The following is a 13,007-nucleotide window of genomic DNA, read 5'->3' on the forward strand; positions in this document are numbered from 1 at the left end:
CTCACTCCTCGACGGGATCACCGTTCGCATCCCAGTGGGCGTCGACCTTCTTGCTGGGCTGCACGCGTGGGGGCTCCCCGGGCATCTTGGGGAACTCGGGCGGGAACGACAACTCGCCGAGGCCCGCCGCCTTGTCCCGCTCCCACCACTCGAGAAGCGTGTCGATGCGCCCCGGCTCGTCCTGCTTGCCCGCCCAGGGATCACCGACCTCGGCGAGTCTCTTCGGGATGCTGCGGACGGTGAAGACCGCGGGGTCGAGACCGTCCAGCTCGTCCCAGTGCACGGGCGTCGAGACCGTGGCCCCGGGAAGCGCGCGGGGGCTGTAGGCACCGGCCATCGTGCGGTCGCGGTTCGCCTGGTTGAAGTCGATGAAGACCCGCTGACCACGCTCCTCCTTCCACCAGCTCATCGTGACCTGCCCCGGCATCCGTCGCTCCAGCTCGCGGCCGGCTGCGATCACGGCGTGCCGCACATCGAGGAACTCATGAGTCGGTTCGATGGGCGCGAACACGTGCAGTCCACGGTTGCCGCTGGTCTTCACGAACGCGGTGAGACCGACCTCCTCGAGCACCTCTCTCAGCGCGTGCGCGGCGGGGATGGCATCCGCGAACCCCGTGCCGGGCTGCGGGTCGAGGTCGATCCGCAACTCGACGGGATTGTCCGGGTCGGTGGCGAGGGACGCCCAGGGGTGGAAGACGATCGTGTTCATCTGCGCCGCCCAGACGATCGCGCTCGGGCGATTCAGGACGATCTGCGGATGCCGACGCGCACTGTTGTAGGTCACGGTGACGGCGTCGACATAGTCGGGCGTTCCCTTGGGCGGGTTCTTCGAGAAGAACCCGTCGCTTCCCACGCCGTCGCGGAAGCGCTCGAGCGAGACGGGACGATTCCCGTTCGCCTCGAGGAACGGCACGCTGACGAGCTGGAAGTACTCCGCGAGCTCGGCCTTCGTGATGCCGTCCTTCGGCCAGACGACCCTGTTCGGGCTCGAGAGCGCGACCTCGCGCTCTCCATCGGGATCGATGACTGTCAGGGTCACGCGTTCTGAGGCCATGCTCCGACCCTAGAGGGCCGGTGCGACGCGGGGGAAGCCCGTCAGTCGTCGATGTCGATCGCGAGGATCAGCACCGAGGTGAGAGCGTCGCGCTCGACCACGATGCTGGGGCCGGCCGGATCGATGATGACCCCGGCCATATCGATGTGGCTGGAGAGGATCTTGGCCAGCTGCAGCGGCTCGAACGGCAGCGGTCGATCGCCCCGACCGAGCGCGAGCACCTCGAGCGGGTGCGAGAAGAGCTGGAGGAACCGCTTGCCGTCGGGAGTCTGCGCTTCGGCGATCCCGACCTGTCCGCCGGGATTTCCCTCGTTGACGGCGACCCACATGCGCTTCGTCGCGAGCGCCTCACCGACCTTCGATGCGGTGTCCTGCTCTCGCGGCGCGGCGATCAGCGACTTGACCGTCATGTCGACGTCTGCCTGCTCGAGCGCCTTCTGCAGGAGCTCGGACGGGAACACCACGCGGTGCGGTGCAGAGGCGTTGTCGACGATGAGGCCGGCGAAGTCACCCGAGACGACCTGCTGCAGAACGGACGTGACAGGCTGGGCGACGGCAGATGTCGCCGTCGGGTCCTTCTCGAGCTGCACGGAGTCTCGGACAGCGGCGGCCGAACTGAACGCGAGCATGAACTGACGATCGCCATCACGCACGACCGCGACAGCGAGAGGCTTGCCCTCACTGATCTGCGCGCGTGCGTCACCGTTGACGCGGATGTACATGTGCCCCTGCAGCGCCTGGCGGAGCACTCCGAGCAGCTGCTCGTTCGTGGCGCCCTGCTCGACCTCTTTCAGGGATTCACGCAGCAGGACGTTGTCCTTCATGCCCGGGACGGTCTCGGTCTGCTCGGGCGGCATCGCGGGCGCCAGCGGCAGTCGACGCTCGGGCTCGGCCACGGGGGCGGGTGCCGGCGCAGCGGGAGCAGGGGCGGGTGCTGTCGCAGGCGCCGATGCTGCCGGCGCGTCAGGACCGGGCAGCTCGACCTCCGGTCCCGCCTGAGCACCGACCCCACGGAACGCCTGGACGGAGATACCGATGGTGGGCGTGGCCTCGGCGGCGTCCGCCGGCGCCTCCGCACCGTCCGGAGTCTCGTCGGCGGACTCCTCGGTCTCGGTGTCGAACTGGTCGGCGACGACGTCGTCGGCGGACTTCTTGCGGCGGGAGAACAGGGCCATATCAGCCAGCCTAACCCGCCAGAGGGCTAGATCTTCTCGATCGGCGCGACCTTGATCAGGAGCTTCTTCTGGCCGGCGGAATCGAAGCGCACGTGCGCGATGCGCTTGGCACCCTCGCCCGTCACCGCGTCGACCCGTCCGTCGCCGAAGTCCGTGTGGCGGATGCGATCCCCGGCGGCGAGTTCGAGGTCGCCGTTGTCACGCATCTTCGCCGTCACGCGGTTGGGGAACTTGTCCATCGCGGTCGAGAGCGGCTTGAGAGAGTCGCGCCCCGGCAGCTGCTTCACCGCGAAACGGTCGCCGGAACCGGAGCCGCCGGAGCCGCCGAATCCGCCTGCCCGGCGCGCATTGAGCGCACGGGACTGCATGCCTCCCCGGGAGTTGACGTCGCCGGGCGACTGGCGCCAGTCGATGAGTCCGGCGGGGATCTCCTGCAGGAAGCGGCTGGGCATCGCGACCGAGACCTCGCCGAACTGGGCCCTGGTCATCGCGAGCGACAGGTGCAGGCGCTTCCGCGCGCGCGTGATGCCGACGTAGAAGAGCCTCCGCTCTTCCTGAGGACCGCCCGGCTCCCCCGCCGAGATGCGGTGCGGGATCAGATCCTCTTCGACGCCGGTCACGAAGACCGCGTCGTACTCGAGCCCCTTCGCGGTGTGCATCGTCATCATCGACACCGACCCTGATTCGTCATCGAGGTCATCGGCATCCGAGACCAGGGCGACCTCTGTGAGGAAGTCCACGATCGTCCCGTCAGGATTGTTGCGCGCGAAGTCCCGCGCGACGGCGACGAACTCGTCGAGGTTCTCGACGCGCGCCTCATCCTGTGGGTCGCGGCTCGCCCGCAGGGCGTCGAGGTAGCCGCTCTTCGACAGCAGCACGCTGAGCCCGTCGGCGACGGTGGTCGGAGCGGGAACCTCGCCGGAGGCGGGGAGCATGATCTCCGTCGCCTCGGCCAGCACGGCGTCGAGCTGGGCGATGCCGGCCTGGATCTTCGGACCGAAGCCCAGCTGCTCGGGCACGGACAGGGCCTGCCGGAACGTGATGTCGTGGTCTTCGGCGAACCGGGCGATCGCCGTCTCGGTCACATCGCCGATGCCGCGCCTGGGCTTGTTCAGGATGCGGCGGACAGCCATCTCGTCGGCCGGGTTCGCGACGGCGACCAGGTAGGCGAGGGCGTCCTTGATCTCGGCACGCTCGTAGAACTTCGTGCCGCCCATGATCTTGTAGGGCACGGCGGAGCGGATGAAGATCTCCTCCAGCGCACGCGATTGCGAGTTCGTGCGGTAGAAGACGGCCATCTCGGAGTACGGCATGCCGGCGCGGTGCAGCGCCTCGACCTCGTCGGCGACGAATTGGGCCTCATCGTGCTGGGAGTACCCGGTGAAGCCGACGATCATGTCGCCGTCGCCCTTGTCGCTCCAGAGCTTCTTGTCCTTGCGGTCGAAGTTGTTGCCGATCACCGCGTTCGCCGCCGAGAGGATGTTCTGCGTCGAACGGTAGTTCTGCTCGAGCAGCACGACGCGAGCGCCGGGGAAGTCGCGCTCGAACTCGCTGATGTTGCGGATGTCGGCGCCGCGGAAGGCGTAGATCGACTGGTCGGAATCACCCACCACGGTGAGTGACGCGCCTTCGAGCTCCGGCGTGGTCTCCGGCTCGAAGATCATCATGCCGTCGGAGGCATACGGATCGGGCGAATCGCCCGAGACCGGACGCGTCAGCTCGTGGATGAGGGCGTACTGAGCGTGGTTCGTATCCTGGTACTCGTCGACCAGCACATGACGGAACCTGCGCCGATAGGTGTCGGCGACCTGCGGGAAGGCGCGGAACAGATAGACGGTCTGGCCGATCAGGTCGTCGAAGTCGAACGCGTTCGCCTTCTGCAGCTGCCGCTGGTAGTCGGCGAAAAGCTCGACGAAGATCCGCTCGGCCGGGTCGTTCATGTTCGCCTGTCGCGCATACGCGTCGGCATCCGACAGCTCGTTCTTGAGCTTGGAGATGCGCGACTGCACGGCCCCGGGCGTGAGACCGTAGGCATCGGCCTCGTGCTGCTTGACCAGCCGCTTGATGAGCGCCCGCGAATCACCGGAGTCGTAGATCGTGAACGACTTGGTGAACCCGAACTGCTGAGCCTCACGCCGGAGGATCCGCACGCAGGCGGAGTGGAACGTCGAGATCCACATGCCCCGCGCCGCGTCGCCCACGATCGCCTCGACGCGCTCGCGCATCTCACCGGCGGCCTTGTTGGTGAAGGTGATCGCGAGGATCTGGCTGGGCCATGCCTCGCGTGACCTCAGCAGAGAGGCGATGCGCCGTGTCAGCACGCTGGTCTTGCCGGAGCCTGCACCCGCGACGATCAGCAGCGCGGGTCCGCGGTAGGTCACCGCTTCGAGCTGCTGCGGGTTGAGGCCGGCGAGGAGGTCGTCCTGTCCCTGCGCTCCGGTGGAGCGAGGGCCGACGGATCCGGGGACGATGAGGGGGCTTCGGTCATGGCTCTACGAGTCTAGGCCGCGCCACCGACACTGCCGGCGGATGGGGCGGATGCACGGGATCGCGTGCATCCGCCCCACCGTCGTCGCGTCGCTCGTGTCAGCTGACGCGCCGGCGCCGACCGGCGACGAGCGCACCGCCGACGACGAGCATCAGGGCCAGAGCGATCAGGGCCACGGGCACCTCCGCGCCGGTCGCAGCGAGGCCGGCGGCACCGTCACGGTCGTCACCGGAAGGCGCGCCGCCGGGCTGGCTCGAGACCGGGCCTTCGCCAGGAGTCTGCCCCGGGTTCTCCCCGGGCCCTTCGCCGGGCGTCTCTCCGGTCACTCCGGGAAGGGTGCCGACTCGCAGCGCCTCGGCGGCGAAACCGTCGGCGAACCACCAGACCGGACGCTCACCGTCGACCGACAGCGAGGCCGGGGCGGTCGCGAATCCCTCGTTGTTGATGTCGGGCATGCCGGCAGGGCGGGCGAAGTGCGCGATGCCGGGCTGTTCGGTGCCGTTCAGCGTGATCTGGGCCGACTGCCCCTGGCAGCCGTCGTCGCAGACCGCCCACAGCACGTCGAGCACGCTGTCGTAGTCGAGCGCCATGACGCCGGGCAGACCGGGTGCGATCTCCGACACCAGCGTGGCCTGGCCGTCGGCGCCGAGCGCGAACGCGTAGACGTGACCGTTGTCCTCGACCGCGACGAAGAACAGGCCGCCGCCGTGTCCGGCGTAGTCTGCCGAGTCGTACGGGGCCGCGGTGTTGACGTCGAAGAGTGCGCCGTCAAGAGCGCTGTCCGGCACCCACTGCACCGCCTCCATGCCGAGGTTCGCTCCCACGGCGGGGAGCGACGAGGTCAGATCCCACTCCTGCTCGGCGACGAGGTCGTCGGCGGAGGCTTCGGGGTCGACCCTCAGGATGGTGTTCTGGTTCACGCCCTTGGCGCTGTTGTCGCGCTCGGAGGCGACGTAGACCGATCCCTCGCCGTCGACGGTGATGCCCTCGGTGTCGGGGCCTGCGGCGTTCGGGTCGCCGGCATCCTTCTGGAATCGCACACGCTTGCCCGACTCCCACCCGGCGATCTGCGAGAACGAGCCGTCGGCGTGGGCCTCGAGCTTCCAGATGCGCCCCTCGCCGTTGTCCACGGCCCAGAGGAACGATCCGTCCGACGTCTCCTGCACGTCGAGACCCGAGCTGTCCTCGAGGAACGTCGGCGCGGTGTCGAGCACCCGGACGTCGGCCGAACCCGGCCATGGCGAGACGGGGATCTCGCCGGCGCAGATGTTCGCCGCACCCTTCGTGCTCTCCGCGGTCGCCGCGAAGGTGCCGGCGATGTCCGGGCAGCGCCCCCACGTGGTGGCCGCGTGCCCTGCGCCCCACGTGGTGGAGTCGATGAGCAGATCTCCGTCGAAGACGCGAACGGAGTCGCCGTCACCCAGACCGAAGCCGAGGTCCGTGCCCTCGATGACGAGGTATCCGCCCGCGGCGATGGTGGTCGCGGCCGGAATGACGTAGGAGTGGGTGTCGTCGTCGTCCTTCACGACGACGCCGGAGACGTCGAGGGCGGATGCGGTCGGGTTGACGAGTTCGATCCAGTCACCGGGCGATCCGCCGTCGGACTCGACCTCGTTGATCCGCACCGGGTTGCCGCACGCGTTGCGCTGGCCCTTGGTCGAGACCGCGATGTCGGCGAACTCTCCAGCTCCGTCCGCGCATCGCGCGAGGACGCCCGCCGCATGCGCCGCGTAGACGTGCTCGTCGACGATGTTGAGGTTCGCGTCGCGCAGCGTGACGGTGTCGCCGTTGCCCAGACCGAACACGAAGTCCTTCGGCTGGTCGAAGACGAGGTACGCGCCGGGTTCGAGCACGGTGCCCGCGGGCAGCGGCGTCGTCTCCGCCGCGTGGCCGACCGGGTCGCCGTCCATGACGGTCCAGCCGGAGAGGTCGACCGGTGTGCTGCCCGAGTTGACGACCTCGACCCAGTCGGTCGCGTCGCCGTCGGATTCGATCTCGTTGATCACGACGTCCGGCATGACGCACGTGTTCGTCACCCCCGGGGTCGCATATGCGAGCACGAAGGCGCCCTCTCCGTCGGGGCAGCGTGCGAGGGTCGCGGCGATGGCGTCGCCGTCGATGGCGGCATGGCCGCTCCATGCCTGCGTGTCGTCGACCAGCACGCCAGCCGTGTCGAACAGGCGGATGCGGTCGGCGCTGCCGATTCCGATCGGATCGCGGAAGGCCGTCTCGACGCCACCGACGAGACCGATGGTGCCCTCCTCGACAACGAGGAACTCGCCCGCGGCGATCTCCGTGCCCGGCAGGAACTGCCAGCGGTGGTCGTCGGAGTTGTCGCGGATCTCGTAGCCCGAGATGTCGAGAGGGGCATCGCCCGCGTTGTGGAACTCCACCCAGTCCGCCGGCTGCGAGTCGACCTCATTGATCGCGATGGTGCCGCCCAGAGGTTCGTCGGATGCGAAGACGTTCGCCGCGCCCTTCGTGGACTCGGACGTCTCCGCCCATTCGACGATGCCGTCGACCTCCCGCGCTCCCCAGGACACTGCAGCGTGAGCCGCCCACGATGTCTCGTCCACGAGCACGGCGCTCGGGTCGAACAGTCGCACCTGGTCTTCTTTGCCGAGGCCGAAGGCGAAGTCGCCCGCTCCGGCATCGGCCTGGTCGAGAACGAGATGCGCGCCGGGCTCGATCACCGATCCGTCCGGGAATGTGTACGCCTCATCTTCGCCGTCGTCCTTGACGACGAAACCGCTCAGGTCGACCGCGACGGCCGACGTGTTGACGAACTCGATCCAGTCGCCGGGTGCTCCCCGCTCGACTCGACTTCGTTGATGCGGACACCGGGTTCGGCTCCGGTGGCGGCGAGCGGCACGGCGAGCAGGGCGGCAGCGCTGAGTGCGCAGACCGTCGTGACCGCAGCCGCAGAGTGCAGGCGGGACATAGGGCTCCTGAGGGAATCAGTCGGGTAGGACTCCACATCAGCGATCCCGCATGGCCGAACGACGGCGTGCAGGTGCACGGATGGTGAACGACCGGTGGCGGTTCGCCATCGGCCCGGGAGGCCGCGAACAGGCGGATGCTCAGCCGTCGATGCGAGAATCGGCCCGTGCGCACGATCCTCAACATCATCTGGCTGATCTTCGCCGGACTCGCTCTCTTCCTCGGCTACATGCTGGCCGGCATCCTGCTGTGCATTCCGATCGTGACGATCCCCTGGGCCATCGCCTCGTTCCGCATCGCCCGCTACGCGATCTGGCCGTTCGGGCGTGAGATCGTCAGCAAGCCGACCTCCGGAGTCGGCTCGTTCCTCGGCAACGTGCTCTGGGTCATCCTCGCCGGCTGGTGGTTGGCGATCGGACACATCGTCTCCGGCCTCGCGCTCTGCATCACGATCATCGGCATCCCGATGGGCATCGCCGACTTCAAGATGGTGCCCGTCTCGCTGATGCCTCTCGGCAAGGAGATCGTGTCGCGCCGCGGCGCCTTCGACCGCACGCTCTGACCGCGGATGCCGGCTCTAGAATTGCCGGGATGGATGCCGATCGCCTGATCGCCTGGGACGCAGAGCTGCGCCGGGCGCACACGAGACTCCGCGCCGCCCTCGAGGCCACGAGGGAGGCGGTGCAGGACGGTTCGGATGCTCCGGATGCCGCGCGCGAGCTCGCGCTGTTCTGCATCGGCTTCTGCTCGGCCCTCGATGGGCATCATCTGAGCGAGGACCGCGCCCTGTTCCCCGCGCTGCGCGACCAGCACCCGGAACTCGGCGACGTGATCGCCAAGCTGATGCAGGATCACTCGATGCTGGCCCACCTGCTCGGAGGACTCCGCACGGCCGTCGAGAGCGGAGAGGGCAGCGAGACGCTGAAGCGCCACCTCGACGGCATCGGCGCGATCATGGAGTCGCACTTCCGCTTCGAGGAGCGCGAGATCCTCGAGCCGCTGCGAGCGCTCCACCTCGATCGCCCCGTTCCGGACGTGCTCGGCCCGTTCTGATCGAGGTCAGCCGCGAAAGAATCCGACCCCGAGGTCGGGGTGATCGACGAAGACCCCGTCGACTCCCGTGCGAGCGATGACGCCCCATTCGGCCTCGTAGTCCCCGTAGGCGCTCTTGCCTCCGTGGCCGCGGAACTCCGCCGAGAGGAAGGCGTTCTCCGGCCGACAGGTCCATGTGAAGACCGCGAGTCCGCGCGCGTGCGCATCGGGGACGATCGAGTTGCCTGCGGCGAGCAGCATGCGCTTGTCGACGCTGATTCCGTCGACCCGGCCGACGAGCGCATCGAGTCCCTGCGGGGTGACGGTGGCCGCATACGTGGGCGCCTGCGTGCCCTGAGCGACGACCAGATCGTACGCGCGCCCCGACGCCTCGATCAGATAGACGTACGACGCCGCGATGCCTCGGGCCCTCAGCTGTCCGAGGATCGTCGACTCGAAGGACTCCACGATCAGCGGCAGCTCGCCCTCGGCCCACCCCGCCGCACGCAGGTCGCGTTCGATCAGCGGCGCGAGGTCGAGGCCGATGCTCGCGAAGTATGTGGCGTGCTTGACCTCGAGCACCACGCCGATCTCGCGTCCGTACTCGACCGAGCCGGCCCGGACGATGTCGAGCACGTCGGTCAACCGCAGGATCGCCTGCGAACCGTCGAAGCTCGCGCTCGACACGCGCACCTTCGGGAGGCGCTCCCGGCTGCGCAACGTCGTGAGCTCATCCCAGGTGAAGTCCTCGGTGAACCAGCCGGTGAGGGCCTCGCCGTCGACGCGCTTGGTCGTCTTCCGGTCGGCGAACTCCCGGTGCTCGGCCACATCCGTGGTGCCGGAGATCTCGTTCTCGTGCCGCACGATGAGCACGCCGTCCTTCGTGGCGACGACGTCGGGTTCGACCGCATCGACTCCCATCGCGAGGGCGAGCTCGTATGACGAGCGACTGTGTTCCGGACGATAGCCGGGCGCACCGCGATGCCCGATCACGAGAGGCGATTTCCTGGGCACGCTCTCAGCGTAGAACACCCTGATGACCTGCCCTTCCGGGTATCGTGGAGGAAAGCGACCTACAACCCACTTTGGAGTGAGGCCCACATGAGCAACTTCGCCTTCAACAACCCGGCGTTCCAGCAGCAGGATCCGCGCAACGTCGCGACCTACCCGGGTGCCCCGCAGGAGCGCAGGGGCGCAAGCCGCGTCGTTCCAGCACGGCACCATGGACGCCGCGGCGAACGCACAGCTGGAGGGCATGTACGCGGCTCCCCGGCCGGCGCGATCGAGACCGACCGCATGTCCGTCGAGGACACCGTCTGGAAGACCGCCGGACTCTTCGCCATCCTGCTCGTCACCGCCGCCGTCGGCTGGTTCCTGACTCTGGGCGGCGTCGCCGCTCCCGAGCTGAACCCCTACAACCGCTTCGAGCCGAACCTCATGCCGTGGATCGTCGGCGCACTCGGCGGCTTCGTGCTCGCGATGGTCATCACGTTCACCTCGCGCAAGAAGGTCCGCCCCGCGCTGATCTTCGCCTACGCCGCATTCGAGGGCCTCTTCGTCGGCGGCATCTCGGCGTTCTTCGAGGTCATGTGGCCCGGCATCGTCGTGCAGGCCACGCTCGCCACGGTCTCGGTCGTCGGCGTGACCCTCGCTCTCTTCGCCAGCGGCAAGATTCGCGCGTCGAAGAAGGCCACCAAGATCTTCATGATCGCCATGGTCGGCTACCTCGTGTTCTCGCTGCTGAACCTCGTGCTCATGTGGACCGGCGTCCTCCCCCAGGGTCAGGCGTTCGGCCTCTACAGCCAGCCCATCTTCGGCATCCCGCTCGGTCTGATCATCGGCGTCCTGGTCGTCATCATGGCGGCCTACTCGCTGGTCCTCGACTTCGACCAGATCCAGCAGGGCGTGCGCAACGGCGCTCCCCGCAAGTACGGCTGGCTCGGCGCCTTCGGCATCATGGTCACGGTCGTCTGGCTCTACGTCGAGATCCTGCGCATCATCGCGATCGTCCGCGGCAACAACTGACCGCGAACCGCCTCACTCAGAGGCCCGTCCCTTCGGGGGCGGGCCTCTTGGCATATCCGAGGCCTCCAGCGCAAGGGGTTGGCTGATAATCAGCTGAGAGGGCACAGTGGATCACACGAGCCCTGGCACCCCAGGGCTCACGAAACAAAGGAGCTGAACATGAGCTTTCTCGGATTCCTTCTTCTCGGCCTCATCGCCGGAGCCATCGCGAAGCTGATCCTTCCCGGCAAGCAGGGTGGCGGATGGTTCATCACCCTCCTGCTCGGCGTCGTCGGCGCCCTCCTCGGCGGCTGGCTCGGAAGCCTGATCCTGAACCGTCCTCTCACGGAGTTCTGGGACCTGGGCACGTGGCTCCTCGCCATCGGCGGCTCGATCATCGTGCTGCTGATCTACGGCCTGATCGTCAACCGCGGCAGCAAGGCCCGCAGCTGACCTCATAGCAACACAGGAAACCGCCCTCTTCCCCAGCGACGCTGGTGAAGAGGGCGGTTTCTCTGTGTGCCGTCTGCTCAGCGCGCGTCGGCCTTGGCCCGCAGCAGCGCCCGCTCCCTGTCGTTGCCTGCGAGCGCTGCGGCGACGGCGAACTCGCTGCGCGCCTCCTCCGCGCGACCGAGTCGCAGCAGCAGTTCCCCCGCGTCGCGGGCAGCAGGTGGTAACCGGCCAGCGCACCCGAGGCGCCGAGCCGGTCGATGATCTGCAGAGCGGATGCCGGGCCCGTCGCCATCGCGACGGCAGCCGCCCGGTTGAGCTCCACGACCGGCGAGGGAGCGATCCGACCGAGCGCCTCGTACAGGAGCACGATCCGCTCCCAGTCGGTGTCGTCGACGGACGCGGCTGTCGCATGGCATTCCGCGATCCCCGCCTGAAGGCCGTAGGGGCCGCGACCCGAGCCGAGTGCGTCAGCGGCCGCGAGCGCAGCACGTCCCCGCGCGATGCGGCTGCGATCCCAGCGACGACGGTCCTGGTCGGACAGGAGCACCGGTTCGCCGTGGGCATCGATCCGGGCGGGGAACCGCGCGGCGGTGAGCTCCATCAGGGCCAGCAGGCTGTGCACGTCGCGCTCGCGCGGCATCAGCGCGGCCAGCACCCGCGTGAGTCTGATCGCCTCGAGACTCAGCTCGGGGCGCATCCAGTCGGGACCGCTGCTCGCGGCGTGCCCCTCGTTGAAGATCAGGTAGAGCACGCCCAGGATCGCTCCCAGGCGCTCTGCGTGCTCCTCCCGTGGTGGCATCTCGAACGGGACCTGCGCCGCACCGAGAGTCTTCTTGGCCCGCACGATGCGCTGCTGCACGGTCGCCGTCGGCACGAGGAACGCCCGGGCGATCTCCTCGCTCGACAGGCCGCCCACCACGCGGAGGGTGAGCGCCACCTGCGCCTCGCGCGAGAGCACCGGGTGGCACGAGATGAAGATCAGCCGCAGCACGTCGTCGTCGACCGCATCCGGGTCCCAGGGCGGCGCGTCTGCGGCATCCGCCTGCTCTCGCTCGAGGTCGTGGGCGAGCACGGCCATCCGGTCGTCGAGACGTTCGCGGCGCCGCCAGCCGTCGATCGCCTTGCGCTTCGCGACCGCCGTGAGCCAGGCGGCGCCGTTGCGCGGCACGCCCTCGACCGGCCACTGCCGCAGGGCATCGAGCAGCGCCTCCTGCGCGAGGTCCTCGGCGAGGCCGAAGTCGCCGACCACACGCGTCAGGGTCGCGACGATCTTCGCCGACTCGATGCGCCACACGGCGGCGACGGCCCGCCGCACGCCCTCGTCGGGTGCGTGGCGGACCGTCTCGCGGTGTGCGGAGTCGGTCATCTCACTGCTGGGCGCGACGCGCCTCTTCCTCTTCGCGCCAGCCCTTCTCCTTCTCGATCCACTCGTTGTCGGCCGGGAAGTCGGACTCGTCGGTCACGCGCCGCACCTCGAGGAACGACCCCTTGCCGAGGGAGCCCTGCTCGCCCACTCCGCCGCCTCTTCACGACTGGAGACCTCGAGGATCCAGAAGCCGTTGAACAGCTCCTTCGTCTCTCCGTAGGGGCCGTCGGTGATGAGAGGCTTCTCGGCGCTGAAGTCGACGACGAATCCCTCCGCCGCGTCGCTGAGGCCCTCGCCCGCAGCCAGCACGCCGGCCTTGATCATCGACTCGTTGTACTTGCCCATCGCCTCGATGACCTGCTCGAACGGCATCTCCTTGTACGCCTCGACCGCTTCGTCGTTCGAGCGCATGATCAGCATGTACTTCATGGTGTTCTCCTCGGTGGTGGGGCCGCCTGTCGACCCTCTCATTGAAGACGTCGAACGAAGGTGCCG

At 68.4% G+C, this 13,007-nt stretch carries 10 protein-coding genes and 2 pseudogenes; 4 read left to right on the forward strand and 8 right to left on the reverse strand.

Features of this window, described 5'->3' with window-relative positions:
• Window position 1 precedes the first annotated feature (1 nt).
• The 5 genes from ligD to ACZZ93_RS06610 form a co-directional block, all read right to left on the reverse strand.
• The gene (gene ligD / locus ACZZ93_RS06590) at window positions 2-1,054 is read right to left on the reverse strand and encodes a non-homologous end-joining DNA ligase (protein WP_463510714.1); all 1,053 of its coding nucleotides are present in this window, start codon (window positions 1,052-1,054) and stop codon (window positions 2-4) included.
• A gap of 41 nt (window positions 1,055-1,095) precedes the next feature.
• Entirely contained in the window at window positions 1,096-2,229 is a 1,134-nt protein-coding gene (locus tag ACZZ93_RS06595) for an SseB family protein (RefSeq protein WP_053098993.1), read from the reverse strand.
• Between the two features lie 26 nt (window positions 2,230-2,255).
• Window positions 2,256-4,700, reverse strand: coding sequence for an ATP-dependent helicase (locus tag ACZZ93_RS06600; RefSeq protein ID WP_463511728.1), 2,445 nt, complete (start codon window positions 4,698-4,700; stop codon window positions 2,256-2,258).
• Window positions 4,701-4,815: 115 nt separating this feature from the next.
• Window positions 4,816-7,509, reverse strand: a complete 2,694-nt coding sequence (locus tag ACZZ93_RS06605; RefSeq protein WP_463511729.1) for a lamin tail domain-containing protein — start codon at window positions 7,507-7,509, stop codon at window positions 4,816-4,818.
• Window positions 7,470-7,658 (reverse strand): hypothetical protein, encoded by a 189-nt coding sequence (locus ACZZ93_RS06610; protein ID WP_463510715.1) that lies wholly within the window; start codon window positions 7,656-7,658, stop codon window positions 7,470-7,472. Before ACZZ93_RS06610 ends, ACZZ93_RS06605 begins: the two co-directional genes overlap by 40 nt.
• A 165-nt stretch (window positions 7,659-7,823) precedes the next feature.
• Here ACZZ93_RS06610 and ACZZ93_RS06615 point away from each other — a divergent pair, with 165 nt between their 5' ends.
• Together ACZZ93_RS06615 and ACZZ93_RS06620 are read left to right on the forward strand one after the other, a co-directional pair.
• On the forward strand, window positions 7,824-8,219 hold the full coding sequence (locus ACZZ93_RS06615; protein ID WP_187250071.1) for a YccF domain-containing protein: 396 nt from the start codon (window positions 7,824-7,826) through the stop codon (window positions 8,217-8,219).
• Between the two features lie 29 nt (window positions 8,220-8,248).
• Window positions 8,249-8,710, forward strand: coding sequence for a hemerythrin domain-containing protein (locus ACZZ93_RS06620; RefSeq protein WP_187250070.1), 462 nt, complete (start codon window positions 8,249-8,251; stop codon window positions 8,708-8,710).
• Between the two features lie 6 nt (window positions 8,711-8,716).
• Here ACZZ93_RS06620 and ACZZ93_RS06625 read toward each other — a convergent pair whose 3' ends face one another.
• Window positions 8,717-9,703, reverse strand: coding sequence for a glycerophosphodiester phosphodiesterase family protein (locus tag ACZZ93_RS06625; protein WP_447647477.1), 987 nt, complete (start codon window positions 9,701-9,703; stop codon window positions 8,717-8,719).
• Between the two features lie 87 nt (window positions 9,704-9,790).
• Here ACZZ93_RS06625 and ACZZ93_RS06630 point away from each other — a divergent pair, with 87 nt between their 5' ends.
• On the forward strand, window positions 9,791-10,714 hold the full coding sequence (locus tag ACZZ93_RS06630) for a Bax inhibitor-1/YccA family protein (protein WP_463510716.1): 924 nt from the start codon (window positions 9,791-9,793) through the stop codon (window positions 10,712-10,714).
• A 159-nt stretch (window positions 10,715-10,873) separates the two neighbouring features.
• On the forward strand, window positions 10,874-11,146 hold the full coding sequence (locus ACZZ93_RS06635; RefSeq protein ID WP_053098987.1) for a GlsB/YeaQ/YmgE family stress response membrane protein: 273 nt from the start codon (window positions 10,874-10,876) through the stop codon (window positions 11,144-11,146).
• 77 nt (window positions 11,147-11,223) lie between these two features.
• Here ACZZ93_RS06635 and ACZZ93_RS06640 read toward each other — a convergent pair.
• Both ACZZ93_RS06640 and ACZZ93_RS06645 read right to left on the reverse strand, forming a co-directional pair.
• Window positions 11,224-12,512, reverse strand: a pseudogene (locus ACZZ93_RS06640) (RNA polymerase sigma factor).
• Between the two features lies 1 nt (window position 12,513).
• Window positions 12,514-12,941 (reverse strand): annotated as a pseudogene (locus ACZZ93_RS06645) (YciI family protein).
• Between the last annotated feature and the right edge of the window lie 66 nt (window positions 12,942-13,007).

This window comes from Microbacterium sp. AC026 (assembly GCF_979258475.1).